The sequence below is a fragment of the Spirillospora sp. NPDC048823 genome (assembly GCF_043198445.1).
Taxonomy (GTDB): Bacteria; Actinomycetota; Actinomycetes; order Streptosporangiales; family Streptosporangiaceae; genus Spirillospora.
Map to the genome: position 1 here is coordinate 117,472 of NZ_JBICUT010000006.1, position 23,800 is coordinate 141,271.

37 protein-coding genes are annotated in these 23,800 nt (G+C 68.2%); 2 read left to right on the forward strand and 35 right to left on the reverse strand.

From position 1 onward, the window contains the following. Positions 1–13: 13 nt before the first annotated feature. The 4 genes from rpsK to infA all read right to left on the reverse strand — a co-directional run bounded on the left by rpsK (position 14) and on the right by infA (position 1,452). On the reverse strand, positions 14–415 hold the full coding sequence (rpsK, locus tag ACGFK0_RS16165) for a 30S ribosomal protein S11 (protein ID WP_021596710.1): 402 nt from the start codon (positions 413–415) through the stop codon (positions 14–16). A 61-nt stretch (positions 416–476) separates the two neighbouring features. Further along, the gene (rpsM, locus tag ACGFK0_RS16170) at positions 477–857 is read right to left on the reverse strand and encodes a 30S ribosomal protein S13 (protein WP_358449826.1); all 381 of its coding nucleotides are present in this window, start codon (positions 855–857) and stop codon (positions 477–479) included. Between the two features lie 187 nt (positions 858–1,044). After that, positions 1,045–1,158 carry a 50S ribosomal protein L36 gene (gene rpmJ, locus ACGFK0_RS16175; protein ID WP_021596712.1) on the reverse strand — a complete coding sequence of 38 codons (114 nt, stop codon included), beginning with the start codon at positions 1,156–1,158 and terminating at the stop codon, positions 1,045–1,047. A 72-nt stretch (positions 1,159–1,230) separates the two neighbouring features. Beyond that, entirely contained in the window at positions 1,231–1,452 is a 222-nt protein-coding gene (infA, locus tag ACGFK0_RS16180; RefSeq protein WP_018657567.1) for a translation initiation factor IF-1, read from the reverse strand. Positions 1,453–1,716: 264 nt separating this feature from the next. Between infA and ACGFK0_RS16185 the strand changes: the two genes are divergently transcribed. Then, a complete protein-coding gene (locus ACGFK0_RS16185) occupies positions 1,717–2,313 on the forward strand; it encodes a hypothetical protein (protein ID WP_392905412.1) in 597 nt (198 codons plus the stop codon). A 17-nt stretch (positions 2,314–2,330) separates the two neighbouring features. Here the strand turns inward: ACGFK0_RS16185 and ACGFK0_RS16190 are convergent, their stop codons facing one another. Further along, positions 2,331–2,897 (reverse strand): GNAT family N-acetyltransferase, encoded by a 567-nt coding sequence (locus ACGFK0_RS16190; RefSeq protein WP_392905414.1) that lies wholly within the window; start codon positions 2,895–2,897, stop codon positions 2,331–2,333. A gap of 264 nt (positions 2,898–3,161) precedes the next feature. Between ACGFK0_RS16190 and ACGFK0_RS16195 the strand changes: the two genes are divergently transcribed. Next, positions 3,162–3,977: a phosphodiesterase gene (locus ACGFK0_RS16195; RefSeq protein WP_392905416.1), complete on the forward strand. Its 816-nt coding sequence runs from the start codon at positions 3,162–3,164 to the stop codon at positions 3,975–3,977. Positions 3,978–4,008: 31 nt separating this feature from the next. On the opposite strand, the gene ACGFK0_RS16200 is transcribed toward ACGFK0_RS16195, so the two are convergent. From ACGFK0_RS16200 to ACGFK0_RS16345, 30 genes are all read right to left on the reverse strand, one after another. Beyond that, the gene (locus tag ACGFK0_RS16200) at positions 4,009–4,455 is read right to left on the reverse strand and encodes a DUF1707 domain-containing protein (protein ID WP_392905418.1); all 447 of its coding nucleotides are present in this window, start codon (positions 4,453–4,455) and stop codon (positions 4,009–4,011) included. A gap of 73 nt (positions 4,456–4,528) precedes the next feature. Then, positions 4,529–5,359, reverse strand: a complete 831-nt coding sequence (gene map, locus ACGFK0_RS16205) for a type I methionyl aminopeptidase (RefSeq protein ID WP_392905420.1) — start codon at positions 5,357–5,359, stop codon at positions 4,529–4,531. A 124-nt stretch (positions 5,360–5,483) separates the two neighbouring features. Beyond that, on the reverse strand, positions 5,484–6,134 hold the full coding sequence (locus ACGFK0_RS16210; RefSeq protein ID WP_392905422.1) for an adenylate kinase: 651 nt from the start codon (positions 6,132–6,134) through the stop codon (positions 5,484–5,486). Continuing rightward, a complete protein-coding gene (gene secY, locus ACGFK0_RS16215) occupies positions 6,134–7,432 on the reverse strand; it encodes a preprotein translocase subunit SecY (protein WP_392905425.1) in 1,299 nt (432 codons plus the stop codon). Before secY ends, ACGFK0_RS16210 begins: the two co-directional genes overlap by 1 nt. A 226-nt stretch (positions 7,433–7,658) precedes the next feature. Next, entirely contained in the window at positions 7,659–8,138 is a 480-nt protein-coding gene (gene rplO / locus ACGFK0_RS16220; RefSeq protein WP_392905427.1) for a 50S ribosomal protein L15, read from the reverse strand. 1 nt (position 8,139) lies between these two features. Beyond that, positions 8,140–8,322 carry a 50S ribosomal protein L30 gene (rpmD, locus tag ACGFK0_RS16225; protein WP_021596720.1) on the reverse strand — a complete coding sequence of 61 codons (183 nt, stop codon included), beginning with the start codon at positions 8,320–8,322 and terminating at the stop codon, positions 8,140–8,142. Continuing rightward, positions 8,319–8,939: a 30S ribosomal protein S5 gene (rpsE, locus tag ACGFK0_RS16230; protein WP_373293705.1), complete on the reverse strand. Its 621-nt coding sequence runs from the start codon at positions 8,937–8,939 to the stop codon at positions 8,319–8,321. Before rpsE ends, rpmD begins: the two co-directional genes overlap by 4 nt. A gap of 34 nt (positions 8,940–8,973) precedes the next feature. Further along, entirely contained in the window at positions 8,974–9,360 is a 387-nt protein-coding gene (gene rplR / locus ACGFK0_RS16235; RefSeq protein WP_392905431.1) for a 50S ribosomal protein L18, read from the reverse strand. A 2-nt stretch (positions 9,361–9,362) separates the two neighbouring features. Continuing rightward, a complete protein-coding gene (gene rplF, locus ACGFK0_RS16240) occupies positions 9,363–9,899 on the reverse strand; it encodes a 50S ribosomal protein L6 (protein WP_392905433.1) in 537 nt (178 codons plus the stop codon). Positions 9,900–9,915: 16 nt separating this feature from the next. Beyond that, on the reverse strand, positions 9,916–10,314 hold the full coding sequence (gene rpsH, locus ACGFK0_RS16245) for a 30S ribosomal protein S8 (protein WP_358448868.1): 399 nt from the start codon (positions 10,312–10,314) through the stop codon (positions 9,916–9,918). A 145-nt stretch (positions 10,315–10,459) separates the two neighbouring features. After that, complete coding sequence (locus tag ACGFK0_RS16250) at positions 10,460–10,645, reverse strand: type Z 30S ribosomal protein S14 (RefSeq protein ID WP_018657585.1); 186 nt, start codon at positions 10,643–10,645, stop codon at positions 10,460–10,462. 4 nt (positions 10,646–10,649) lie between these two features. Then, complete coding sequence (gene rplE / locus ACGFK0_RS16255; protein ID WP_392905438.1) at positions 10,650–11,240, reverse strand: 50S ribosomal protein L5; 591 nt, start codon at positions 11,238–11,240, stop codon at positions 10,650–10,652. Between the two features lie 5 nt (positions 11,241–11,245). Then, entirely contained in the window at positions 11,246–11,554 is a 309-nt protein-coding gene (gene rplX, locus ACGFK0_RS16260) for a 50S ribosomal protein L24 (protein ID WP_392905440.1), read from the reverse strand. Then, positions 11,554–11,922, reverse strand: a complete 369-nt coding sequence (rplN, locus tag ACGFK0_RS16265; protein ID WP_358448874.1) for a 50S ribosomal protein L14 — start codon at positions 11,920–11,922, stop codon at positions 11,554–11,556. The genes rplX and rplN overlap by 1 nt, the downstream gene beginning before the upstream one ends. A 77-nt stretch (positions 11,923–11,999) precedes the next feature. Further along, positions 12,000–12,272 (reverse strand): 30S ribosomal protein S17, encoded by a 273-nt coding sequence (rpsQ, locus tag ACGFK0_RS16270; protein ID WP_392905444.1) that lies wholly within the window; start codon positions 12,270–12,272, stop codon positions 12,000–12,002. Continuing rightward, a complete protein-coding gene (gene rpmC, locus ACGFK0_RS16275) occupies positions 12,269–12,508 on the reverse strand; it encodes a 50S ribosomal protein L29 (RefSeq protein ID WP_392905447.1) in 240 nt (79 codons plus the stop codon). The genes rpsQ and rpmC overlap by 4 nt, the downstream gene beginning before the upstream one ends. Continuing rightward, on the reverse strand, positions 12,508–12,927 hold the full coding sequence (gene rplP / locus ACGFK0_RS16280) for a 50S ribosomal protein L16 (RefSeq protein WP_358448880.1): 420 nt from the start codon (positions 12,925–12,927) through the stop codon (positions 12,508–12,510). The genes rpmC and rplP overlap by 1 nt, the downstream gene beginning before the upstream one ends. 7 nt (positions 12,928–12,934) lie before the next feature. Then, entirely contained in the window at positions 12,935–13,801 is an 867-nt protein-coding gene (rpsC, locus tag ACGFK0_RS16285) for a 30S ribosomal protein S3 (RefSeq protein WP_392905451.1), read from the reverse strand. Then, positions 13,801–14,181, reverse strand: a complete 381-nt coding sequence (gene rplV / locus ACGFK0_RS16290; RefSeq protein WP_358448884.1) for a 50S ribosomal protein L22 — start codon at positions 14,179–14,181, stop codon at positions 13,801–13,803. The genes rpsC and rplV overlap by 1 nt, the downstream gene beginning before the upstream one ends. Positions 14,182–14,212: 31 nt before the next feature. Further along, positions 14,213–14,494 carry a 30S ribosomal protein S19 gene (gene rpsS / locus ACGFK0_RS16295; protein WP_358448886.1) on the reverse strand — a complete coding sequence of 94 codons (282 nt, stop codon included), beginning with the start codon at positions 14,492–14,494 and terminating at the stop codon, positions 14,213–14,215. A 12-nt stretch (positions 14,495–14,506) separates the two neighbouring features. Beyond that, positions 14,507–15,340 carry a 50S ribosomal protein L2 gene (gene rplB / locus ACGFK0_RS16300; RefSeq protein ID WP_392905454.1) on the reverse strand — a complete coding sequence of 278 codons (834 nt, stop codon included), beginning with the start codon at positions 15,338–15,340 and terminating at the stop codon, positions 14,507–14,509. 40 nt (positions 15,341–15,380) lie between these two features. After that, a complete protein-coding gene (rplW, locus tag ACGFK0_RS16305; RefSeq protein WP_392905456.1) occupies positions 15,381–15,680 on the reverse strand; it encodes a 50S ribosomal protein L23 in 300 nt (99 codons plus the stop codon). A gap of 11 nt (positions 15,681–15,691) precedes the next feature. Further along, entirely contained in the window at positions 15,692–16,294 is a 603-nt protein-coding gene (gene rplD / locus ACGFK0_RS16310; protein WP_392905459.1) for a 50S ribosomal protein L4, read from the reverse strand. Next, positions 16,291–16,941, reverse strand: coding sequence for a 50S ribosomal protein L3 (gene rplC / locus ACGFK0_RS16315; protein WP_392905462.1), 651 nt, complete (start codon positions 16,939–16,941; stop codon positions 16,291–16,293). Before rplC ends, rplD begins: the two co-directional genes overlap by 4 nt. Before the next feature lie 14 nt (positions 16,942–16,955). Next, positions 16,956–17,264: a 30S ribosomal protein S10 gene (rpsJ, locus tag ACGFK0_RS16320; RefSeq protein WP_018657599.1), complete on the reverse strand. Its 309-nt coding sequence runs from the start codon at positions 17,262–17,264 to the stop codon at positions 16,956–16,958. A gap of 109 nt (positions 17,265–17,373) precedes the next feature. Next, entirely contained in the window at positions 17,374–18,567 is a 1,194-nt protein-coding gene (gene tuf / locus ACGFK0_RS16325; protein ID WP_392905465.1) for an elongation factor Tu, read from the reverse strand. An 82-nt stretch (positions 18,568–18,649) separates the two neighbouring features. After that, on the reverse strand, positions 18,650–20,761 hold the full coding sequence (gene fusA / locus ACGFK0_RS16330) for an elongation factor G (RefSeq protein WP_392905467.1): 2,112 nt from the start codon (positions 20,759–20,761) through the stop codon (positions 18,650–18,652). A gap of 42 nt (positions 20,762–20,803) precedes the next feature. Further along, complete coding sequence (rpsG, locus tag ACGFK0_RS16335; RefSeq protein WP_021597494.1) at positions 20,804–21,274, reverse strand: 30S ribosomal protein S7; 471 nt, start codon at positions 21,272–21,274, stop codon at positions 20,804–20,806. Next, complete coding sequence (gene rpsL / locus ACGFK0_RS16340; protein ID WP_358448900.1) at positions 21,274–21,648, reverse strand: 30S ribosomal protein S12; 375 nt, start codon at positions 21,646–21,648, stop codon at positions 21,274–21,276. The genes rpsG and rpsL overlap by 1 nt, the downstream gene beginning before the upstream one ends. Before the next feature lie 503 nt (positions 21,649–22,151). Further along, entirely contained in the window at positions 22,152–23,765 is a 1,614-nt protein-coding gene (locus ACGFK0_RS16345) for a hypothetical protein (protein WP_392905470.1), read from the reverse strand. Positions 23,766–23,800: the final 35 nt, after the last annotated feature.

Genomic DNA, 23,800 nt, shown 5'->3' on the forward strand with positions numbered 1-23,800 from the left:
AGATCTCCCCTGCTCAGACCCGGCGACGCTTCGGCGGGCGGCAGCCGTTGTGCGGAACGGGCGTGACGTCCTGGATCGAGCCCACCTCCAGGCCGGTCGCCTGCAGCGACCGGATGGCGGTCTCGCGGCCCGAGCCCGGGCCCTTCACGAAGACGTCGACCTTGCGCATGCCGTGCTCCATCGCGCGCCGGGCGGCGGCCTCGGCGGCCTGCTGCGCGGCGAACGGGGTGGACTTGCGCGAGCCCTTGAAGCCGACATGGCCCGAGGAGGCCCAGGAGATCACGTTGCCGTTGGGGTCGGTGATCGAAACGATCGTGTTGTTGAACGTGCTCTTGATGTGGGCGTGCCCGTGAGCGACGTTCTTCTTTTCCTTGCGGCGCACCTTCTTGGCGCCGACACGGCTCTTAGGAGGCATGTGCTCTCTCTACTCTTGAGGTCATCGATCCGGTGACGGCCCCGGTCAGGGACCGTGCGGACTACTTCTTGCCGACCTTCTTCTTGCCGGCCACGGTCTTCTTCTTGCCCTTGCGGGTACGCGCGTTGGTCTGCGTGCGCTGACCGTGCACGGGAAGCCCGCGGCGGTGCCGGATGCCCTGGTAGCACCCGATCTCGATCTTGCGGCGAATGTCCGCCTGGACCTCGCGTCGAAGATCACCCTCGATCTTGTAGTTCGACTCGATCCAGTCGCGGAGCTTGATGATCTCTTCGTCGCCCATCTGGTGGACGCGCAGGTCGCCGCTGATGCCGGTGCCCTCAAGGGTCTCCAGCGCCCGCGTACGGCCGATGCCGAAGATGTAGGTGAGAGCGACCTCCAGGCGCTTTTCGCGCGGGAGGTCGACGCCGAGGAGGCGTGCCATCGTGGGCAGTCCCTTCATTTCGCGGAGGTATGGACGCATCGCGTCCGCACACACCCTGCCCGGGTGGCGGCCCCGGCCTCCGGCGGTCCGAGGGTGCTCCTCCACACGACGGTGCCGTACGTCCGGTCAAGGGACGTACGGCCACGTGCGAAGGCTGCGATGCGCTTGCTGTTGTGCGGGCTGTGCGTCAGCCCTGACGCTGCTTGTGGCGCGGGTCGGAGCAGATCACCATGACCCGGCCGTGCCGGCGGATGACGCGGCACTTGTTGCAGATCTTCTTCACGCTCGGCTTGACCTTCACTGGGTCTCCTAGATCAGGGTCACCCCCGCGCCGCCACGCACGGGGAAGGCAACCCCAGTGGGATTGGTGGGTTTACTTGTAGCGGTAGACGATCCGACCGCGCGTGAGGTCGTAGGGGCTCAACTCCACAACGACGCGGTCGTCCGGCAGGATTCGGATGTAGTGCATCCGCATCTTGCCGCTGATGTGGGCGAGCACCTTGTGCCCGTTGTCGAGTTCCACCCGGAACATGGCGTTCGGGAGGGACTCGATGACGGTGCCCTCGATCTCGATGGCCCCTTCTTTCTTGGGCATGTCCTCCGCGCTTCACTGGTCGGCTCATTGGACTCGGCCCGGCTCTCCGCGAGGAGAATCGGCCACAACCCACCGCCACGACGCTTGACGCGTCCGGAACAGGGAATCGGGCGGCCGACGACGGACCGACAAAGGAGTCTACGTCAACCGGTCGCCTTATGCGAAATCAACGCATGATACGGGTCGGGAGACCGCTCCCGACCCAAGCATACCTCGCCTGCGCGTTGTACCTTTCGAGGAGAGATACGTCCGAGGAGGGTCAGCATGCCGAGCTATGACTTCGCGCTGATCCTCAGCCGTCCCCTCTACGAGGACGAACTGGACCCGCTGTTCGACCGCACGCACGGCGCGGTCACGGTGTCGATCATCAGCGAGCCCGAGTTCCGCTCGGCCGACCGTCCTCCAGCCACCCATCACCATCCGGCCGACCGCATGGGCAACGCATCCTGCTCCTGGGCGGGCCGCACCCTCGCGGTGGCGATCATGGAGGTCGTGGAGCACGTCGAGACCAGCGCGCCCGGCGTGCACGTCCTGCAGGTCGAGGCCGACCCGCTGCTGACGATCCGCGACATCAGCGAGCGGGTCGGGCGCTCCCTCGACTCGGTCCGGCACGCCATCACCGGTTCCCGCGGCGTCGCCGGCTTCCCCTCGTCGGAGATGTCGACCGCCGGCCACCGGCTGTGGCGCTGGTCCAAGGTGGCCGCCTGGTACGAGCTGGACGACCCGCAGCTCGTCGAGGCCAAGCCGACCGTCCAGGCGATCAACGGCTGGCTCGCCCTCCGCGACGTGGTGCCGGACGTGGCCCCCGCCCCCGAAGAGGTCACCTCGGCGTTGTCCCTGGTCATCCCGCACGTCGCCTGAGCGCCGGGCCGGGCGGCTCACCAGCCGGACGGACACCGCGCGGGTTCCGGCTCGACGACGGAGAACCAGGCGGACGGGATGACCCGGCCGTCCGGGAGCACATGCGTCTCCGGGCCGGCGGCCGGGTCGAAGCCGGCTCTCCACAGCGAGCGGACACACGCGAGGTTCTCCGGCTCCGCACCCGCCCGGACCTCGGTGATGCGCAGATGCAGCTGGGCGAGCGCGAGCCCGGCCGCGAACAGTTCGGCACCGAGCCCGCGGCCCCGGTACGCGGGGGCCAGGTAGCCGCCCAGCTCGCAGAGATCCGCGGACCGCGGGGTCAGCATGAGGGTTCCGGCGACCGTGCCGCGCTCGGGATCGATCGCCAGCATCCCCGTCTGCACGCACCGGCTCGGCAGCCCGAAACGGGCACGCCCGCCGGTCGCCGGCGCCGAGAGCAGGCGGTCGCGTTCGTCTTCGGCAACCAGGTCCTCCGGGCTCCAGCCGAGCCATCGCTGCGCCTCGGGATCGCTGCCGAGGGCCCCGGTGAGACGTGCGTCCGCCATCGTCAGCGAGCGGAGCAGCAGCCTGGGGGTCGTGATCACATGACGGCCGCGTGCGCATACGCGGCCCATCCCTTTGGGCTTCCATATCGCCTGCATGCGCATCCCTTCCGCCGCGGTTCGCCGGAAGGCAAGGTAGCGGTACGTCCCCGGCACGGGCGCCCGGGGCCGTCCGGGGCGTTGCGGCGGGGCCGGGTCGACAGTGGGGCCGTGCGGACGCGAAGATCGTCCCGGTACCCCCGGGGGTGGTTCGGGGGGTGCCTCGGCCGCGGGTCCGTGATGTGCTTGGGCAAGGGGGAAGGATCGATGGCGATCATCGCGCAGTTGAGCGATATCCACCTGGCCGCCGGACGCGACGGGCAGGTCGACGACGGTTCCGGGCCGGTCCGCGCGCTGCGGGCCGCCGTGTCGAGCCTGCTCTCGCTGCCCGCCCGCCCCGACGCCGTCGTGCTCACCGGCGACCTCGCCGACGGCGGGCGACCCGCCGAGTACGCCCGCCTGCACGCCCTGCTGTCCCCGCTGCCGATGGCCGTCTACCCGATGCCCGGCAACCACGACGACCGCGACGAGATGCGCAAGGTCTTCAACGACGTTCCGGCGGTCGCGGCGACGGGGAGCGCTCCACGGGCCCCCGTCCAATACGCCGTCGACGTCGCGGGCGTGCGGCTCGTCTGCTGCGACACCACCGTGGACGGCCATCCGCACGGGCACATGAGCGAGGACCGGCTCGCCTGGCTCGACACGACGCTCGGCGCCGCACCCCGCACCCCGACGGTCGTCGCCACCCATCATCCGCCGTTCCCCATCGGGATCCGGTTCATCGACGACATGCGGTTCGTCGACCCCGCCGGCTTCGCGTCCGTGATCGCCAGGCACCGGCAGGTGGTGCGGGTGATCTCCGGGCACGTCCACCGCGGCTCGGTCGGCTCCATCGCCGGGACCGTCAGCACCACCTGCCCCAGCACCTACCGGCAGCTGTTCCTCGACCTGACCCAGCCCGGGCGCGCCGCGGTCACCGGGGAACCCGCGGGGTTCGCCATCCACCTCGTCGGCGAGGACGGCACCGCCACCACGCATTTCGTCCCGACCGGGAACTACCGCCCCCTGATGGACGTCGAGTGACCCCCGGCGACGTGGCCCGCGACCCGTCCGGTCAGCAGTCGCCCGGCCGGTTGCCGAAGAGCGTGCGGATGAGCAGGACCGCGCCCCACGGTCCTATCACCCACACCCACCACGGGTAGACCCACCCGGCCGAGATCGCGATGATCAGCCAGACCGTGAAGTTGATCGCGCTGACCGTCGCCCACGTGGCCCACATCGCCCGGTTGCCGGTGATGTAAAGCTCCCGCGACGGGACCGTGGCGGGCGACGCGGTGCTCTTCCCCTGCGACGCCGGGACGGGAAGCTGGTAGAGGTCCTCCTCGGGCAGGTCCGCGGTGATCTCCTGGAGCTGCCCGACGGTCTTCGCGTCGTACACCGCGTCCAGCCGCTCCTGCAGCTCGTCCATCGTGATCCGGCCCTCGCCGCAGTGTTCCCGCAGGCTCGCCGCCACCCGGTCGCGGTCGGCGTCCGAGGCCCGGAAGTCAGGGTTCGGCGCCATGGTTCCTCCGCTCAGCAAGAAGCATCAATTCCCATTATGAAGGGACGAACAGGCTGAGCCTCCGGCCACGCCTTCAATCTTTGGCGTAAGCCTCGACACCGAGCTTCGCGAACCACTCCCGGCCCTCGTCCAGGGCCGTCAGGACGCGCGGGCCGTCGGGGGTGACCGCGAACGTGTGCTCGAAATGCGCCGAGGAACGCCCGTCGAGGGTGACGACCGTCCAGCCGTCGTCCAGCTCCACGGCCTCCTTCGTGCCGAGGTTCACCATCGGCTCGATCGCGAAGCACATCCCCGGCTCCAGGACGGGCCCGTGCCCGGCTGCGCCGTGGTTCGGGATCAGCGGGTCCATGTGCATCTCGGTGCCGATGCCGTGGCCGCCGTAGCCCTCGACGATGCCGTAGGCGCCCTCAGAGCGGATGTGAGCCTCGATCGCGTGCGACATGTCCGTGAGCCTGGCCCCGGCGGTTCCGGCCGCGAGACCGTGCCACAGGGACGCCTCGGTCACCTCCAGGAGCCGCCGCAGCTCCGCGGTGATCTCCCCCACCGGGACGGTGATCGCCGCGTCGCCGTGCCAGCCCTCGACGATCGCGCCGCAGTCGATGGAGATGACGTCGCCGTCCCGCAGCACCTTCCCGGCGTCCGGGATGCCGTGCACGATCTCCTCGTTGATCGACGCGCAGATCGTCCCGGTGAAACCGTGGTAGCCCTTGAAGGAGGGGACGCCGCCGTTGTCGCGGATGTGCCGCTCGGCCAGCCGGTCCAGATCCAGGGTCGTGATGCCCGGCTTGACGGCCTCCCGCAGAAGCTCCAGCGTCCGGCCGACCAGCAGCCCGGCCGCGCGCATCAGCTCGATCTGCTCCGGGGTCTTCATCTGGATCTCGAGCCTACGTCGTCTGTTGAACATCTCTCCCCCTGAACAGGGCCGCCCGCACCGGCATCAGCACGCCGCCCGCATCACCACGCCCGCACAACGGGTCCACACGGGCCGGAGCGGAGGACGCGGGGCCGCGCGGCCCCGCGTCCCACCGTCACGTCTCCAGCGGGCGGAGCGCGGTCAACGCGCGCTTGGTGACCTCTTCGACCGGGCCGGTCGCGTCGATGCCGACCAGCGTGTGCTCGTCGGCGTAGAACTGCACCAGCGGGGCCGTGTCCTGCTTGTAGACCTCCAGGCGATGCATGACGACCTCTTCCTTGTCGTCGTCGCGCTGGAACAGGCGTCCGCCGCAGTCGTCGCAGATGTCGTCCTGCTTGTCGTCGAAGTCGACGTGCCAGATGCGCCCGCACTTGTCGCAGGTGCGCCTGCCCGACAGTCGCCGGACGACCTCGTCCTCGTCGACCACCAGCTCCAGGACCATGTCCAGCCGGGTGTCCCACTCCGCGAGGATCTTCTTCAACGTCTCCGCCTGCGGGACGTTGCGGGGGAACCCGTCCAGGAGGAACCCGTCGCGGGCGTCGTCCTCGCCGAGCCGGTCGCGCACCATCGCGATCGTTACCTCGTCGGGCACCAGATCGCCGCGGTCCATGAACTGCTTGGCCTGCCGGCCGAGCTCGGTGCCGCCGCTCACGTTGGCGCGGAAAATGTCACCTGTCGAGATCTTCGGGATGGACAGATGAGATGCGATGAACTGGGCCTGCGTCCCCTTGCCCGCTCCAGGGGGGCCCACCAGGACGATACGCACTACCGCAGGAAACCCTCGTAGTTGCGCTGCTGCAGCTGACTCTCGATCTGCTTCACGGTATCCAGTCCGACGCCGACGATGATGAGGATGCTCGCGCCGCCGAAGGGGAACTCCTGGGTCGCGTTCAGGAGTGCGAACGCCACCATCGGAATCAGGGACACGAGCCCCAGGTACAGGGCACCGGGTGTGGTGATCCTGGTCAGCACGAAGTCGAGGTACTCGGCGGTCGGCCGGCCAGGGCGGATACCTGGGATGAATCCACCATACTTCTTCATGTTGTCGGCCACTTCAGTGGGGTTGAACGTGATCGCCACGTAGAAGTAGGTGAAGAAGATGATGAAGCCGAAGTAGATCGCCATGTGCCAGGCGTTGTCCTGCTGCAGGTACGGCTGGACCTTCTGCAGCCACTTGGTGTCGGGCCACAGCTGGGTCGCCAGAACCGGCAGGTAGAGCAGCGACGACGCGAAGATGATGGGGATGATGCCGGCCTGGTTGACCTTCAGCGGGATGTAGGTCGACGTCCCGCCGTACATGCGGCGGCCCACCATGCGCTTGGCGTACTGGACGGGGATTCGCCGCTGCGCCTGCTCGACGAACACGACACCGGCCATGATCGCCATGCCGACGATCAGCACGATCGCGAAGACGAGGCCGCCCTTGGCCTTGTAGATGCTCCAGAACTGGGCGGGGAAGACCGCCACCACCTGCGTGAAGATCAGCAGCGACATGCCGTTGCCGACGCCCCGGTCGGTGATCAGCTCACCCAGCCACATGATGACCGTGGTGCCCGCCACCATGCAGATGACCATCGTGATGATCGGGAAGAGGCTCGTCTCGTAAAGGATGTCCCCGGCGCCGGACACACCCTGGAACAGCTGCCCCGTGCTCGCCATCGCCACAATGCCGGTGGCCTGCAGAATCGCCAGCCCGACCGTCAGATAACGGGTGTACTGAGTGATCTTCGTCGTGCCTGCCTGGCCCTCTTTCTTCAGGGCCTCCAGGCGCGGGATCACCACCACGAGCAGTTGGAGGATGATGCTCGCCGTGATGTAGGGCATGATGCCGAGCGCGAAGATCGACAGCCTCAGCAGCGCGCCGCCGCTGAACAGATCGACAAGGCCGTAGAGCTGATTGCTCTCTTTGGCCGCGTCCGCGGTCTCCTTCAGCACGCCCACATCGACGTTCGGCGTCGGGACGATCGACCCGAGCCGGAACACCAAGATGATGAACAACGTGAACAACAGTTTTTTACGCAGGTCAGGCGTACGGAAAGCCCGAGCGAACGCGGTCAGCACCATTCCTCCTGCGTGACTGGCGAGTTCATGGCCGCCGAGGGGCCGGTTACAGGTCCATGATTTCGGGCGGAGGATACCCGCTGAGATACCGGAGTGCGGAATCTCACTCGGATCGCCTTCGCCCGTGTGACTCTAACAGCAGACGGGACCGGGGCCGTCCCGCCCGCCGCCGGGACCTCACGGCCCCCGGCGCACGGCGAACACGGCCCCGGTATCAAGGTGTCTCTTCCTACAGCTCGTCGGCGGTTCCACCGGCGGCGGCGATCTTCTCCTTGGCGGATCCGGAGAAGGCGTGCGCCTTCACCTGAACCGCGACGGAGATGTCGCCGGTGCCGAGGACCTTCACCGGACGGCCGCGGCGCACAGCGCCCCTGGCCGCCAGGTCCTCCGCCGTGACCTCGCCGCCCTCGGGGTAGAGCGCGGCGAGCTTGTCCAGGTTCACGACCTGGAACTCGACCCGATTCGGGTTCTTGAAGCCCTTCAGCTTCGGCACCCGGCGGATCAGCGGCATCTGGCCGCCCTCGAAACCGACGGGGACGGTGCTGCGGGCCTTGGTGCCCTTGGTGCCGCGGCCCGCGGTCTTGCCCTTGGACGCCTCGCCGCGACCCTTGCGGATCTTGGTCTTCTTGGCGCCGGGGGCCGGACGCAGGTCGTGCACCTTGAGCGGGGTTCCCTCGGAAACGTCCTTCTTACCGAGATCAGCCGCCATGTCAGTCGACCTCCTCGACGGTGACCAGGTGGGCCACCGTCCGGATCATGCCGAGCACCTCGGGGCGGTCCTCGCGGACCACGCTCTGCCCGATCTTCTTCAGGCCGAGGGTGCGCAGCGTGTCACGCTGGTTCTGCTTCTCGCTGATCACCGACTTGGTCTGCGTGATCTTCAGGTTGCTCATGAGCTCGCGACCTCCGGCCTCGGCTCACTGCCCGCGGCACGCGCCCGCAGCATCGCCGCGGGGGCGACGTCCTCGATCGGCAGGCCGCGCTTGGCCGCGATCTCCTCGGGACGCTTGAGCGCCTTCAGACCGGCGATCGTCGCGTGCACGATGTTGATCGCGTTGTCGCTGCCCAGCGACTTGCTGAGCACGTCCTGGATGCCGGCGGCCTCCAGGACGGCGCGCACCGGGCCACCCGCGATCACACCGGTACCGGGGCTCGCCGGACGCAGCAGGACCTCGCCCGCCGCGTCCCGCGCCTGCACCAGGTGCGGGATGGTGCCCTGGATCCGCGGCACCTTGAAGAAGTGCTTCTTGGCCTCCTCGACGCCCTTGGCGATCGCCGCGGGCACCTCCTTGGCCTTGCCGTAGCCGACGCCGACGGTGCCGTTGCCGTCACCGACGATCACCAGGGCGGTGAAGCTGAAGCGACGACCGCCCTTGACGACCTTGGCGACACGGTTGATCGCCACGACCTTCTCGATGTACGACTGGCCCTTGTCGGCGCCACCGCGGCGGTCGTCGCGGCGGTCGCGACGGTCGCCACCCTGACCGCCACCACGCCTCTGCGCTGCCATCAGTGGTTCCTCTCGTTTGCCGTGTCCACGGTCATCAGACCTTCAGGCCTCCCTCGCGCGCACCTTCCGCGACGGCGGCGATGCGACCGTGGTACTTGTTGCCGCCGCGGTCGAACACGACCGCGGAGACGCCGGCCTCCTGGGCCCGCCGTGCGATCAGCTCGCCGACCTTGCGGGACTTGGCCGTCTTGTCGCCGGAGTCGGCGCGCAGGTCCGCCTCCATCGTCGACGCGCTGGCCAGCGTGTGGCCCTTGTCGTCGTCGATGACCTGGACGAACACGTGCCGGCTGGAACGGGTCACGACCAGGCGAGGCCGCACGGCGCTGCCGAGGACCTTCTTGCGGACCCGCAGGTGCCGGCGCTTCCGTGAAAGCACACGACCGCTCGTGGCCTTGCCGGCCAGGGTCTTGGTGCCTGCCATGACTACTTACCAGCCTTTCCGACCTTGCGGCGGATTTGCTCACCCTCGTAGCGCACGCCCTTGCCCTTGTACGGGTCGGGCTTGCGCAGCTTGCGGATATTGGCGGCGACCTCGCCGACCTTCTGCTTGTCGATGCCCTCGACGATCAGCTGGGTCGGCCGCTCCACCGTGAAGCTGATGCCCTCGGGCGGCTCGACGGTGATCGGGTGGCTGTATCCGAGCGAGAACTCCAGGTTCTTGCCCTTGGCCACCACACGGTAACCGACACCCTGGATGACCAGGGTCTTCTTGTAGCCGTCGGTCACACCGACGACCATGTTGTTGATCAGCGTCCGGGTGAGCCCGTGCAGACCGCGCACCTTGTTGATGTCGTTCGGCCGGGTCACCGACAGTGTGCCGCCGTCCAGCTGAACCTCGATGGGCTCGACCACGGTGTGCGACAGCGTGCCCTTCGGCCCCTTGACGGTGACCTCGCGGCCGTCGACGGTGACCTCGACGCCACTGGGCACAGTGATGGGGTTTCGTCCGATTCGAGACATTTCTAGAACCCTCCCCTCACCAGACGTAGGCGAGGACTTCGCCGCCCACGCCGCGCTTGCCCGCCTGCCGGTCGGTCATCAGGCCGGAGGACGTCGAGATGATCGCGACGCCCAGCCCGCCGAGGACCCGGGGCAGGTTGTCCTTCTTCGCGTACACGCGCAGACCCGGCTTCGAGACGCGCTTGATCCCGGCGATCGAACGCTCCCGGGTCGGGCCGAATTTCAGCTCGATCAGGAGCTTCTTGCCGACCTCGGCGTCCTCCACGGTCCAGCCCGAGATGTAGCCCTCCTGCTGGAGGATCTCGGCGATGTGCGCCTTGATCTTCGAGTACGGCATGGCCACGCTGTCGTGGTACGCCGAATTCGCGTTCCGCAGACGCGTCAGCATGTCTGCGATCGGGTCGGTCATCGTCATGGCCTGCTGGCCCTCCTCGCCGCGGTTTCCTCGGGCTGATGTGGCCCGTGGACCTTCGGCGCGGTCATGGGCACCCTCGCGGGTGCCCGGTCGGTCATTACTGGCCGGCGTCCGCCCCCGGGGATCATCGCCCCGGGGGTCGCGGTCACCAGCTGGACTTCGTGATGCCAGGCAGCTCGCCGCGGTGGGCCATCTCCCGGAAGCACACGCGGCACAGGCCGAACTTCCGGTAGACGGAGCGCGGACGCCCGCAGCGCGAGCACCGAGTGTAGGCGCGCACGCCGAACTTCGGCTTCCGCGCCGCCTTGGCGATCAGCGACTTCTTCGCCATGTGCTCAGCTCTCCTTGAAGGGGAAGCCCAGGAGCTTGAGCAGCGCCCGGCCCTCGTCGTCGTTCTTCGCGGTCGTCACGACCGTGATGTCCATGCCCCGCTGCCGGTCGACCTTGTCCGGGTCGACCTCGTGGAACATGACCTGCTCGGTCAGCCCGAAGGTGTAGTTGCCGTTGCCGTCGAACTGCTTCGGCGACAGGCCGCGGAAGTCACGGATACGGGGCAGCGCGGTCGCGAGCAGCCGGTCCAGGAACTCCCACATCCGGTCGCCGCGCAGCGTGGCGTGCGCGCCGATCGGCATGCCCTCGCGCAGCTTGAACTGGGCGATGGACTTCTTGGCCCGGTTCACGGCCGGCTTCTGGCCGGTGATCAGCGACAGGTCGCGGATCGCGCCCTCGATCAGCTTGGCGTCCTTGGCCGCGTCGCCGACGCCCATGTTGACCACGATCTTGGTCAGCGTGGGGATCTGCATGACGTTGGCGTAGCCGAACTGCTCGCGCATCTGCCCCGCGATCTCCTCGCGGTAGCGGAGCTTCAGCCGCGGCTTGGGGACGGGGCGGGCGTCGGTCTGCGTCTCGGTGACGGTGTCGGTCATCGGTCTCAGATCTCCTTACCGCTACGGCGCGAGATCCGGACCTTCGTGCCGTCCTCGTTGATGCGGTAACCGACCCGGACCGGCTTGCCGTCCTCGACGATCGCGACGTTGCTGACGTGCAGCGGCGCCTCCATCGTGATGCGACCGCTTTCCCTGCCGGCACGCTGCTGGTCGGCCTTGACGTTCTTGGTCATGAGGTTGACGCCCTCGACGACCACGCGCTCGGCGCGCGGAAGGACGCGCAGGACCTTGCCCGTCGCACCCTTGTCCTTGCCGGCGAGGACGATCACCTCGTCGCCCTTACGAATCTTCATCAGAGCACCTCCGGCGCGAGCGAGATGATGCGCATGAACTTCTTCTCGCGCAGTTCGCGGCCCACCGGGCCGAAGATACGGGTGCCGCGGGGGTCGCCACCGTCCTTGATCAGAACGGCGGCGTTCTCGTCGAAGCGGATGTAGGAGCCGTCCGGGCGCCGGCGCTCCTTGCGGGTGCGCACGACGACGGCCTTGACGACGTCACCCTTCTTCACGCCGGCGGCGGGAAGGGCGTCCTTCACCGTCGCGACGATGACATCGCCGACTCCCGCGTAGCGCCGACCCGAGCCGCCGAGAACCCGGATGCAGAGGATCTCCTTCGCACCCGTGTTGTCGGCGACCTTGAGTCGCGACTCCTGCTGGATCACGTCAACTCCTGTTCGTCACACCGGTTCTGATCGCCGCGCCCGGCGGGCGCCGGCGATCAGCCTGGTGGAACCAGTAATTACTTGGCCTTCTCGAGGACCTCGACCACACGCCACCGCTTGGTGGCCGACAGCGGCCGGGTCTCCATGAGACGGACGCGGTCGCCGACACCACACTCGTTGGCCTCGTCGTGCGCCTTGTAGTTCTTCGTACGGCGGATCACCTTGTGGTACCTGCGGTGGGTCACGCGGTCCTCGACGGACACGACCACGGTCTTGTCCATCTTGTCGCTGACCACGAGGCCCTCAAGGACCTTGCGGGCGACCCGCTTGTCGGTCTGCTGGTCGGTCATTCGTCGTCCTCCACGGCGTCATCGACCGTGACGATGCCGAGCTCGCGCTCCCGCATCACGGTGTAGATGCGGGCGATCTCGCGCTTCACGGTGCGCAGCCGCCCGTGGCTCTCAAGCTGGCCGGTCGCGGCCTGGAAGCGGAGGTTGAACAGCTCCTCCTTGGCTTCCTTGAGCTTGGTGACCAGGACGTCCTCGGGCTCGGTCCGCAGGTCGTCGGCGGCAAGTCCCTTGGCCATCAGCCCTCACCCACTTCCCGCTTAACGATCTTGCACTTCATTGGAAGCTTGTGGATCGCACGCGTGAGGGCCGCGCGAGCGACCTCCTCGTTCGGGTAGGAGAGCTCGAACAGCACCCGACCCGGCTTCACGTTGGCGACCCACCACTCGACCGAGCCCTTACCGGAACCCATGCGGGTCTCGGCGGGCTTCTTGGTCAGCGGACGGTCCGGGAAGATGTTGATCCAGACCTTGCCGCCGCGCTTGATGTGCCGCGTCATCGCGATACGAGCGGCCTCGATCTGCCGGTTGGTCACGTACGCGCTCTCGACGGCCTGGATGCCGTACTCGCCGAACGTCACCCTGGTCCCGCCCTTGGCCATGCCCCTGCGCTTCGGGTGGTGCTGCTTGCGGTGCTTGACCTTGCGAGGGATCAGCATGGGTTACTCAGCTCCCCTCACCCTGCGGAGCAGCTTCGGCCGTCTGCGCCGGCTGCTCGGAACTCTGCTGCTTCTTCGGTGCGCCACCGCGCTCGCCGCCGCCGGCGCGCTCGCCACCGGCGCCGCCGCGGCCGCCACGGCCACCGCGGCCACCGCCGCCACCGCCGCGGCGGTCACCGCGACGCTCACGGCCACCGCCGCCGCCGGCCGCACGCTGCTGCGCGGCCTGCTGCTCGCGCTCGGCGCGGGTCGACGCGGCCTCGCCCTTGTAGATCCACACCTTGACGCCGATGCGGCCGAACGTCGTCCGGGCCTCGTAGAAGCCGTAGTCGATGTCGGCGCGCAGCGTGTGCAGCGGGACCTGGCCCTCGCGGTAGAACTCCGACCGCGACATCTCGGCGCCGCCGAGACGGCCGCCGCACTGCACCTTGATGCCCTTGGCGCCCGACTTCATCGCCGACTGGATCGCCTTGCGCATGGCGCGGCGGAACGCGACCCGGCTGGACAGCTGCTCGGCCACGCCCTGCGCGACGAGCTGCGCGTCGATCTCGGGGTTCTTCACCTCGAGGATGTTCAGCCGGACCTGCTTGCCGGTCAGCTTCTCCAGGTCGCCGCGGAGGCGCTCGGCCTCCGCGCCGCGGCGGCCGATGACGATGCCCGGCCGGGCGGTGTGGATGTTGACCTCTACACGGTCACGGGTCCGCTCGATCTCCACCTTGGAGATGCCCGCCCGGTCCATGCCCTTCTGCAGCATGCGCCGGATCTGGACGTCTTCCTTGACGTAGTCCTTGTAGAGCTTGTCGGCGAACCACACGGACTTGTGGTCGGTGGTGATGCCGAGCCGGAACCCGTGCGGGTTGATCTTCTGACCCACTACCGGGCCCTCCTCGTCTTCTTACCGCCGGCACCGGCCGAAGCCTCGTCCCGCGACTCCACGACCACTGTGATGTGGCTCGTGCGCTTGTTGATGCGGTAAGCCCGGCCCTGGGCGCGGGGGCGGAAACGCTTGAGCGTCGGCCCCTCGTCGACCCACGCACGGCTCACGACCAGCGTGTCCGAGTCGAGCTTGAAGTTGTGTTCGGCGTTGGCGATGGCACTCGCCAGCACCTTGCCCACAGGCTCACTCGCAGCCTGGGGGGCGAACCGCAGCACCGCCTGAGCCTCCGCGGCAGGCAGGCCGCGGATGAGGTCCACCACGCGGCGGGCCTTCCTGGGCGTGACGCGGATGAACCGCGCCTGGGCCCTGGCTTCCATCGCTGTTCCTCTCCGTACGATTACTGCCTGCTCAGCCTCGGCGGCTGCGGCGGTCTTCCTTGACATGGCTGCGGAACGTCCGCGTCGGCGCGAACTCGCCGAGCTTGTGCCCCACCATGGCGTCGGTGATGAACACCGGGACGTGCTTGCGGCCGTCGTGCACGGCGATCGTGTGACCGATCATGTCCGGCACGATCATGGAGCGCCGCGACCACGTCTTGATGACGTTCTTGGTGCCCTTTTCGTTCTGCGTGTCCACCTTCTTCATCAGGTGGTCGTCCACGAACGGGCCCTTCTTAAGGCTACGTGGCATGACGAGCGACTCCTACCGCTTCTTCTTGCTGCGACGACGGACGATCAGCCGGTCGCTCGACTTGTTCGCCTGGCGAGTGCGGCCTTCCTTCTTGCCGGCCGGGTTCACCGGGTGCCGGCCACCGGAGGTCTTGCCCTCACCACCACCGTGCGGGTGGTCGATCGGGTTCATGGCCACACCGCGGACGGTGGGGCGCTTGCCCTTCCAGCGCATGCGGCCGGCCTTGCCCCAGCTGATGTTCGACTGCTCGGCGTTGCCGACCTCGCCGACCGTCGCGCGGCACCGCACGTCCACCATCCGCATCTCACCGGACGGCATGCGCAGCGTGGCGTACTTGCCCTCCTTGGCCAGCAGCTGGACGCCGGCGCCCGCACTGCGGGCGATCTTGGCGCCGCCGCCGGGCCGCAGCTCGATGGCGTGGATGACGGTACCCGTCGGGATGTTGCGCAGCGGCAGGCAGTTGCCCGGCTTGATGTCGGCGCCCGGCCCGTTCTCGACCCGGTCGCCCTGCTTCAGGCCGCGCGGGGCGAGGATGTAGCGCTTCTCGCCGTCCACGTAGTGCAGCAGCGCGATCCGCGCGGTGCGGTTCGGGTCGTACTCGATGTGCGCGACCTTCGCCGGGACGCCGTCCTTGTCGTGCCGGCGGAAGTCGATCACGCGGTAGGCGCGCTTGTGCCCGCCGCCCTGGTGCCTGGTCGTGATGCGGCCGTGGTTGTTGCGGCCGCCCTTCTTGGGGAGCGGACGCAGCAGCGACTTCTCGGGCTCACTGCGTGTGACCTCGACGAAGTCGGCCACGCTGGAGCCGCGACGACCCGGAGTCGTCGGCTTGTAGTTACGGATGCCCATCTTATTCGTTCATCCCTTGTCTGCTTCGGGCCCCGGCCTTCTAGGCCGGGCCTCCGAAGATGTCGATCCGCTCGCCCTCGGCCAGGCTGACGATGGCGCGCTTGGTGTCCTTGCGCTTGCCGTAGCCGAACCGTGTGCGCTTGCGCTTGCCCTGCCGGTTGAGCGTGTTCACGTTCGTCACCTTGACGCCGAACACCGACTCGACGGCCTGCTTGATCTGCGTCTTGTTGGCGTCCGGGCGGACGATGAAGGTGTACTTGTTCTCGTCCAGCAGCCCGTAGCTCTTCTCCGAGACGACCGGCGCGATGATGATGTCGCGGGGGTCGGCGATCTTGTTCATGGCGACCCTCCTTACTTCTTCGCCGCGCGCGAGATGAACGCGTCGTAGGCCGTCTTCGTGAAGACCACGTCGTCGTTCACCAGCACGTCGTAGGTGTTGAGCTGGTCGGAGACGAGCACATGCACACTCGGCTCGTTGCGCAGGCTCTTCCAGGTCAGGTCGTCCTCGCGGTCCAGGACCAGGAGGACGCGCTTGGCCTGGGTGACCTCGCGCAGCGCCTTCAGCGCCGTCTTCGTCTTCGGGGTGTCGCCCTCGATGAGGCCGTCCACCACGTGCACCCGGCCGAACCGCGCGCGGTCCGACAGGGCGCCGCGCAGCGCGGCCGCCTTCATCTTCTTGGGCGTCTTCTGCGAGTAGTCCCGCGGCTGCGGGCCGTGCACGACGCCGCCGCCGGCGAACTGGGGAGCGCGGATCGAGCCCTGCCGGGCCCGGCCGGTGCCCTTCTGCCGGTACGGCTTCTTGCCGCCGCCGCGGACGTCGCCGCGGGTCTTGGTCGAGTGCGTGCCCTGCCGCGCCGCGGCCAGCTGCGCCACCACGACCTGGTGGATCAGCGGCACGCTGGTCTTCGCGTCGAAGACCTCGGCGGGCAGGTCGATGTCGAGCTTCGTCGTCACTTGCCCGCTCCCTTCACTGCGTCGCGGACCAGCACCACGCCGCCGTTGGGACCGGGAACCGCGCCCTTGATGAGCAGCAGGTTCTTCTCCGCGTCGATGGCGTGGACGGTCAGGTTCTGCACGGTGGTACGGGCGTTGCCGTGCCGTCCCGCCATGCGAAGGCCCTTGAAGACGCGACCGGGGGTCGCGCAGCCGCCGATCGAACCCGGTGAGCGGTGCTTGCGCTGGGTGCCGTGCGAGGCGCTGAGGCCCTTGAAGCCGTGGCGCTTCATGACACCGGCGGTGCCCTTGCCCTTGCTCGTACCGGTGACGTCGATCTTCTGGCCGGCCTCGAAGACGCTGGCGGTGATCTCCTGGCCGAGTTCGTACTCGGTGGTGTCGTCCGCCCGCAGTTCGACGAGATAGCGGCGCGGCGTGACGCCGGCCTTCTCGAAGTGACCCGTGCGCGGCTTGTTCACCTTGCGCGGGTCGATCTGCCCGAAGCCGAGCTGGACGGCGGTGTAGCCGTCCTTCTCCTGGCTGCGGAGCTGGGTGACGACACACGGCCCGGCCTGGACGACGGTCACCGGAACGATCCGGCCCTCATCGTCGAAGACCTGGGTCATGCCGAGCTTCTCGCCCAGGACGCCCTTCCTCTGCTTACTCATTGTCGGTGCGTCCCTCAGAGCTTGATCTCGATGTCAACGCCGGCCGGAAGGTCGAGCCGCATCAGCGAGTCGACCGTCTTGGGCGTCGGGTCGATGATGTCGATCAACCGCTTGTGCGTGCGCATCTCGAAGTGCTCGCGGCTGTCCTTGTACTTGTGCGGCGAGCGGATGACGCAGTACACGTTCTTCTCGGTCGGCAGCGGCACCGGGCCCGCGACCTTGGCGCCCGTCCGCGTCACCGTCTCAACGATCTTCTTCGCCGAGGTGTCGATGACCTCGTGGTCGTAGGCCTTGAGCCGGATGCGGATCTTCTGTCCCGCCATGGTGGCCTCGGTGTCCTTTGCTGTAGTGCCGCTGTTTACTTCGGTGGTCGTGATGCGGCGGCCCGGCTTCGGTCTCCCAGCGGCCGGGCCGCCGCACACGAGAGTGGTGTTACTTGATGACCTTGGTGACGCGACCCGAGCCGACCGTCCGGCCACCCTCGCGGATGGCGAACTTCAGGCCCTCCTCCATGGCGACGGGCTGGATCAGCTCGACGCGCATCTCGGTGTTGTCGCTCGGCATGACCATCTCGGTGCCCTCGGGCAGGTTCACCACGCCGGTCACGTCCGTGGTGCGGAAGTAGAACTGCGGGCGGTAGTTGTTGAAGAACGGCGTGTGGCGGCCGCCCTCGTCCTTGGACAGGATGTAGACCTGCGCCTCGAACTCGGTGTGCGGGGTCGTGGTGCCCGGCTTGATGACGCACTGGCCGCGCTCGACGTCCTCGCGCTTGATGCCGCGCAGGAGCAGGCCGACGTTGTCGCCCGCCTGGCCCTGGTCGAGCAGCTTGCGGAACATCTCGACGCCGGTGACCGTGGTGGTCGTCGACTTCTCCTTGATGCCGATGATGTCGACGGTCTCGTTGACGTTGACGACACCGCGCTCGACGCGGCCGGTGACGACCGTGCCGCGGCCGGTGATCGAGAAGACGTCCTCGATCGGCATCAGGAACGGCTTGTCGATGTCGCGGACCGGCTCCGGCACGTTCTCGTCGACGGCGGTCATCAGCTCGACGATCTTCTCGCCCCACGCCTCGTCGCCCTGCAGGGCCTGGAAGGCGGACACGCGGATGACGGGCAGGTCGTCGCCCGGGAACTCGTACTCGGTGAGCAGCTCGCGGACCTCGAGCTCGACGAGCTCCAGGATCTCCTCGTCGTCCACCATGTCGCACTTGTTCAGCGCGACGACGATGTAGGGCACGCCGACCTGGCGGGCCAGGAGCACGTGCTCCTTGGTCTGCGGCATCGGGCCGTCGGTCGCGGCCACCACCAGGATGGCGCCGTCCATCTGCGCCGCACCGGTGATCATGTTCTTGATGTAGTCCGCGTGACCCGGGCAGTCCACGTGCGCGTAGTGCCGGGCCTCGGTCTGGTACTCGACGTGCGCGATCGAGATGGTGATGCCGCGCTCGCGCTCCTCCGGCGCCTTGTCGATGTCCTCGAACGGCGTGAAGGGGTTGAGGTCCGGGTACTTGTCGTGGAGCACCTTGGTGATCGCCGCGGTAAGGGTGGTCTTACCGTGGTCGATGTGTCCAATGGTGCCGATGTTCACGTGCGGCTTCGTCCGCTCGAACTTGGCCTTCGCCACTGGTTGCTCCTTGTTGCGATCCTCGGCCGTTTAGACGACCGCTTCGATGTACGTCTTGGTGATCTGTGGGCAGGCCCGGTGGTTATTCGCCCCGCGCCTTGGCGATGATCTCCTGCGCGACGTTCGTGGGAACCTCGGCGTAGGAGTCGAACTGCATGACGAAAACAGCCCGGCCCTGGGTCTTGCTTCGCAGATCACCCACGTAGCCGAACATCTCGGACAGGGGCACAAGCGCCTTGATGACGCGCATGCCGTGCCGCTCGTCCATGGACTGGACCTGACCGCGGCGGCTGTTGAGGTCGCCGATCACGTCGCCCATGTTCTCCTCGGGCGTGGTGACCTCGACCGCCATCATCGGCTCCAGCAGCGTGGGGGACGCCTTGCGGGCGGCCTCCTTGAACGCCATGGAACCGGCGACCTTGAACGCCATTTCCGACGAGTCGACCTCGTGGTAGGCGCCATCCTGCAAAGTGACCTTGACGCCCACCATCGGGTAGCCGGCGAGGACACCGAACTCGGCGGCCTCCTGGCAGCCCGCGTCGACCGAAGGGATGTACTCCCGCGGGATGCGGCCACCGGTGACCTTGTTGACGAACTCGTAGCCGTCGGACCCGCCGCCCAGCGGCTCCAGGTCGATGATCACGCGGCCGAACTGGCCGGAGCCACCCGTCTGCTTCTTGTGGGTGTACTCGACCTTCTCGACCCGCTTGCTGATCGTCTCGCGGTAGGCGACCTGCGGCTTGCCGACGTTGGCGTCGACCTTGAACTCGCGCTTCATCCGGTCGACGAGGATCTCCAGGTGGAGCTCGCCCATGCCGGAGATCACGGTCTGGCCCGTGTCATCGTCGGTGCGGACCGTGAAGGACGGGTCCTCCTCGGCCAGCCGCTGGATCGCGGTGCTCAGCTTCTGCTGGTCGGCCTTCGTCTTCGGCTCGATCGCGACGTGAATGACCGGTGCCGGGAAGTTCATCGACTCCAGCACGATCGGGTTCTTGTCGTCGCACAGCGTCTCGCCGGTGGTGGTCTGCTTGAGCCCCATCACCGCGACGATGTCACCGGCGCCGGCGCGCTCGATCTCGGTGCGCTTGTTGGCGTGCATCCGGTAGATCTTGCCGATGCGCTCCTTGCGCTCCTTGACGGAGTTCATCACGTTCGACCCGGACTCCATGACGCCCGAGTAGACGCGCACGAAGGTGAGCTTGCCCAGGTGCGGGTCGCTCATGATCTTGAACGCCAGCGCGGAGAACGGCTCCTCCTCGCTCGGCTTCCGGGTGAGCACCTTCTCCTCGTCGCGGACGGCGTGGCCCTCGATGGCCTCGACGTCCATCGGGGAGGGCAGGTACCGGACGATCGCGTCCAGCAGCGGCTGCACGCCCTTGTTCTTGAAGGCCGTGCCGCACATCACCGGGGTGAGCTTCGCGGCGATCGTCGCGCGGCGGATGCCGGCGTAGAGCTGCTCGACCGTGGGCTCCTCGCCCTCCAGGTACAGCTCCATGATCTCGTCGTCGTTCTCGGCGAGGGTCTCGACCAGCTTGTCGTGCCACTCGCGCGCCGTCTCGGCGTGCGTCTCGGGGATGTCGAGGGTGTCGTACATCTCGCCGAGCTTGGCCTCTTCGTTCCAGACCAGGGCCTTCATCGTCACGAGGTCGACGACGCCCTTGAAGTCGGCCTCGGCGCCGATCGGCAGCTGCAGCGGGAGCGGCGTCGCGTTCAGCCGGTTCTCGATCATGTCGACGCAGCGGTGGAACTCCGCGCCGACGCGGTCGAGCTTGTTGACGAAGCACATGCGGGGCACGCCGTACCGGTCGGCCTGGCGCCACACCGTCTCGGACTGGGGCTCCACGCCGGCGACTCCGTCGAACACCGCGACCGCGCCATCGAGCACCCGCAGGTTGCGCTCCACCTCAACGGTGAAGTCGACGTGCCCCGGAGTGTCGATGATGTTGATCGTGTGATCGTCGTCGTCCACGGGCCAGTGGCAGGTGGTGGCGGCGGAGGTGATGGTGATCCCCCGCTCCTGTTCCTGCTCCATCCAGTCCATGGTGGCCGCGCCGTCGTGGACCTCGCCGATCTTGTAGCTGATGCCCGTGTAGTACAGGATCCGCTCGGTCGTCGTGGTCTTGCCCGCATCGATATGGGCCATGATCCCGATGTTGCGGACCTTGGCCAGGTCTACACCGGTTTTGGTAGCCACTGTCGTCCTCGCGTCGTCTCGTCGTTGCGATTCCCGCCGGGGTTACCAGCGGTAGTGGGCGAAGGCCTTGTTGGACTCCGCCATCTTGTGCGTGTCCTCGCGCTTCTTCACAGACGCACCGAGGCCGTTGCTGGCGTCGAGCAGCTCGTTCATCAGCCGCTCGGTCATGGTCTTCTCGCGGCGCTGCCGGGCGTACACCACCAGCCACCGGAGGGCGAGCGTGGTGCTGCGGGCCGGCCGCACCTCGACCGGGACCTGGTAGGTCGCGCCACCCACGCGGCGGCTGCGGACCTCCAGGGTCGGCTTGACGTTGTCGAGCGCGCGCTTCAGCGTGACGACCGGGTCGTTGCCGGTCTTCTCGCGGGCGCCCTCCAGAGCGTCGTACACGATGCTCTGCGCGATCGAACGCTTGCCGTCCAGGAGAATCTTGTTGATGAGCGCGGTGACCAGCGGCGAGTTGTACACCGGGTCAGCGATCAGCTGGCGCTTGCCAGCGGGGCCCTTGCGCGGCATCAGCTCTTCTCCTTCTTCGCGCCGTACTTGCTGCGCGCCTGCTTGCGGTTGCGGACGCCCTGCGTGTCGAGCGAACCGCGGATGATCTTGTAGCGAACACCCGGGAGGTCCTTCACACGACCGCCGCGCACGAGCACGATCGAGTGCTCCTGCAGGTTGTGCCCGACACCCGGGATGTAGGCCGTGACCTCGATCCCACTGGTCAGCCGGACACGGGCGACCTTCCGAAGCGCGGAGTTCGGCTTCTTGGGCGTCGTCGTGTAGACGCGCGTGCAGACGCCCCGCCGCTGGGGGCTGTCCTTCAGCGCGGGCGTCTTGTTCTTGGTCACCTTGTCCGTCCGGCCCTTTCGGACCAGCTGCTGGATCGTGGGCACCGCGTCTCCGTCTTCCTCGTACCAAGCCGGTAAGTCTTAATGCTGCAATCCCAGCCTCAGGCGAGGCTGTGACCTGCCGGTTTCCCGACCTCTCCGACCCACGCGGTCGGGCGTGTCGCCACCTCACGGAAATACAGCCGCGCGAAACCGACACAGACCGCCCGGCCCATACAGGGCCGAATCAAGCCGGGGAGTAGATGCGGCGCTGGGGCTGGCCTCTCAGACCTCGCCGACGCACACGCATAGCGACCCGCGCACAGCGGGCACAAGTGAGAAGGTTACCGACCGCCGCGCCAAAGTGCAAAGTGAACAGGGCACTACCGTGCGCCCGCCCTCGGGCGCAAGCCCGCGAGCCTTGGAAAGCCTTCTTCCCGGGACGTTGAACGACGGAATGCCGACGGATGTTCCCCCCTCCGAAGGAGGGAGGACCCGTCGGCATTCTGTCCCACATCCCACAGTTGGGGAAGATGTGGACCAGCTTTTACGCCGTGCCGGACCGGTCGCTACAGAACGAAAGTGACGACCACGACGACGATGATGACCACGGCGGCAACGACGCCGCCGATGAGCAGGAGCATGTTCTTGCTGCCCTTGCTGCCTTTGCCCCCTTCGGCCCCGTAACCGGGCTGCTGCCCGTACTGTCCCGGCTGACCGTACTGCCCCGGCTGCCCCTGCTGGCCGTAGGGCTGCTGGCCGAACTGCTGTCCCTGCCCCTGGGCCTGCTGCTCGCCCGGCTGGCCGAACTGCTGGCCGTAACCCTGCTGCTGAGCCTGCTGCCCGAAGTCCTGCTGCTGTCCATAGGGTTGCTGGCCGTAACCCTGCTGCTGCTCGGCGGGCTGGCCACCGAACTGCTCGGGCTGCCCGTACCCCTGCTGCTGCCCGAACTGCTGGCCGCCCTGCTGCTGGGCCTGGCCCCACTGCTGCTGGCCGATGTCCATCCGGGTGTGCTCGGCCATGCCCTGCGATTCGACGCGGCCCTGCAGGTCGGCGCGGCCCTGGGACGGGTCGAACGCCTCGGTCGGACGCGCGTCCTCCACGCCGCTCTCACCGGGCGGGCGGTACAGGTCCTCCACCGGGTTGCCGGTCGGCTGCGAACCGGCGCCGTACCCCGACTCGGGCGGCGGCACCATCATCGTCCGCTCGCTGTCGACCTGGCCGTGCTGACCCGGCTGCGCGGGCTGTGCCGGCTGGACGCCGGGCTGGGACGACTCCGGCGACCACGGCTCGGGCGTGGACGGCGGTGTCGGGGCCTGCCACGGCTCCGCCGCCGGAGGCTCCTGCTTGCGTTCTGGGCCGGTGGCGACCGGGATGTCGGTACCGGGCGACCAGTGCAGCGTCGCCTGGTCGTCCACCACGGGCCGCTGCGGCTCTTCCGGCGCGGCGGCGGCCGGGCCGGGGACGATCAGCGTGCGGTCCTCCTGCAGCTGCTCGGGCTGCGCCGGTGCCTGCTCGCCGGGCGCACCGGCCTCGGGCGGCGGGAAGCCGCCGCCCTGGCCGCCGAACGGGGGCTGCCCGTACTGCGGCTGCTGCTCCTGGGGCGCGCCGTGCATCGGCTGCTGCGGGTATCCCGGCTGCTGCCCGTACTGCGGCGCCTCGGGCGGCTGGCCGTACGGGGCCTGCTCAGGCTGCCGGCCATAGGGAGCCTGCTCAGGCGCCTGGCCGTACGGAGCCTGCTCGGACGGCTGGCCGTAACCGGGCTGCGGCTGGCCATAGGGCTGCTGCTCCCCCGGCGGGACGTACTGCTCCTGCGGCGGCGGGAACCCGCCCGGACCGGGAGGCGCGCCGTAGGGCGGGGCCGGCGGCTGCCCGTACGGGGCCTGCTGTTCCTGCGGACCGCCGAACGGCTGCTGCGGCGGCGCCGGGGGCTGCTCGCCGTACTGCTGAATCGGCTGCTCGACCATCGTGGGGGGCGGCGGAGGCGGCGCCGGCCGCTCTTCTTCGCGGGGCTCCTGCGGCTGCGGCGCGGGGGCATTGCCGCCCAGCTGCGGAGCCCCGAACACCACGGTGCGGTCTCCCAGCGGCCGGGCGGGCGGCTCCTGGCTCTCGGACGGCCCGGGTCGGCCCTCGTCGTCCGGCAACGGCCGCTGCGGACCCTGCGTGCCGTCATTCTCGGTCATCGTCGGGCTCCTTCAGCGCCGTCGTCCCGGGGCTC

Bases quoted from the DNA above. Each gene is read 5' to 3' on its own strand.
- rpsK (WP_021596710.1), bottom strand. From the start codon at position 415: ATGCCTCCTAAGAGCCGTGTCGGCGCCAAGAAGGTGCGCCGCAAGGAA.
- rpsM (WP_358449826.1), bottom strand. From the start codon at position 857: ATGGCACGCCTCCTCGGCGTCGACCTCCCGCGCGAAAAGCGCCTGGAG.
- infA (WP_018657567.1), bottom strand. From the start codon at position 1,452: ATGCCCAAGAAAGAAGGGGCCATCGAGATCGAGGGCACCGTCATCGAG.
- ACGFK0_RS16185 (WP_392905412.1), top strand. From the start codon at position 1,717: ATGCCGAGCTATGACTTCGCGCTGATCCTCAGCCGTCCCCTCTACGAG.
- ACGFK0_RS16195 (WP_392905416.1), top strand. From the start codon at position 3,162: ATGGCGATCATCGCGCAGTTGAGCGATATCCACCTGGCCGCCGGACGC.
- ACGFK0_RS16200 (WP_392905418.1), bottom strand. From the start codon at position 4,455: ATGGCGCCGAACCCTGACTTCCGGGCCTCGGACGCCGACCGCGACCGG.
- map (WP_392905420.1), bottom strand. From the start codon at position 5,359: ATGTTCAACAGACGACGTAGGCTCGAGATCCAGATGAAGACCCCGGAG.
- secY (WP_392905425.1), bottom strand. From the start codon at position 7,432: ATGGTGCTGACCGCGTTCGCTCGGGCTTTCCGTACGCCTGACCTGCGT.
- rplO (WP_392905427.1), bottom strand. From the start codon at position 8,138: ATGGCGGCTGATCTCGGTAAGAAGGACGTTTCCGAGGGAACCCCGCTC.
- rpmD (WP_021596720.1), bottom strand. From the start codon at position 8,322: ATGAGCAACCTGAAGATCACGCAGACCAAGTCGGTGATCAGCGAGAAG.
- rpsE (WP_373293705.1), bottom strand. From the start codon at position 8,939: ATGGCAGCGCAGAGGCGTGGTGGCGGTCAGGGTGGCGACCGTCGCGAC.
- rplR (WP_392905431.1), bottom strand. From the start codon at position 9,360: ATGGCAGGCACCAAGACCCTGGCCGGCAAGGCCACGAGCGGTCGTGTG.
- rplF (WP_392905433.1), bottom strand. From the start codon at position 9,899: ATGTCTCGAATCGGACGAAACCCCATCACTGTGCCCAGTGGCGTCGAG.
- rpsH (WP_358448868.1), bottom strand. From the start codon at position 10,314: ATGACGATGACCGACCCGATCGCAGACATGCTGACGCGTCTGCGGAAC.
- ACGFK0_RS16250 (WP_018657585.1), bottom strand. From the start codon at position 10,645: ATGGCGAAGAAGTCGCTGATCGCCAAGGCGGCGCGGAAGCCGAAGTTC.
- rplE (WP_392905438.1), bottom strand. From the start codon at position 11,240: ATGACCGACACCGTCACCGAGACGCAGACCGACGCCCGCCCCGTCCCC.
- rplX (WP_392905440.1), bottom strand. From the start codon at position 11,554: ATGAAGATTCGTAAGGGCGACGAGGTGATCGTCCTCGCCGGCAAGGAC.
- rpsQ (WP_392905444.1), bottom strand. From the start codon at position 12,272: ATGACCGACCAGCAGACCGACAAGCGGGTCGCCCGCAAGGTCCTTGAG.
- rpmC (WP_392905447.1), bottom strand. From the start codon at position 12,508: ATGGCCAAGGGACTTGCCGCCGACGACCTGCGGACCGAGCCCGAGGAC.
- rplP (WP_358448880.1), bottom strand. From the start codon at position 12,927: ATGCTGATCCCTCGCAAGGTCAAGCACCGCAAGCAGCACCACCCGAAG.
- rplV (WP_358448884.1), bottom strand. From the start codon at position 14,181: ATGGAAGCCAGGGCCCAGGCGCGGTTCATCCGCGTCACGCCCAGGAAG.
- rpsS (WP_358448886.1), bottom strand. From the start codon at position 14,494: ATGCCACGTAGCCTTAAGAAGGGCCCGTTCGTGGACGACCACCTGATG.
- rplB (WP_392905454.1), bottom strand. From the start codon at position 15,340: ATGGGCATCCGTAACTACAAGCCGACGACTCCGGGTCGTCGCGGCTCC.
- rplW (WP_392905456.1), bottom strand. From the start codon at position 15,680: ATGAACAAGATCGCCGACCCCCGCGACATCATCATCGCGCCGGTCGTC.
- rplC (WP_392905462.1), bottom strand. From the start codon at position 16,941: ATGAGTAAGCAGAGGAAGGGCGTCCTGGGCGAGAAGCTCGGCATGACC.
- rpsJ (WP_018657599.1), bottom strand. From the start codon at position 17,264: ATGGCGGGACAGAAGATCCGCATCCGGCTCAAGGCCTACGACCACGAG.
- rpsG (WP_021597494.1), bottom strand. From the start codon at position 21,274: ATGCCGCGCAAGGGCCCCGCTGGCAAGCGCCAGCTGATCGCTGACCCG.
- ACGFK0_RS16345 (WP_392905470.1), bottom strand. From the start codon at position 23,765: ATGACCGAGAATGACGGCACGCAGGGTCCGCAGCGGCCGTTGCCGGAC.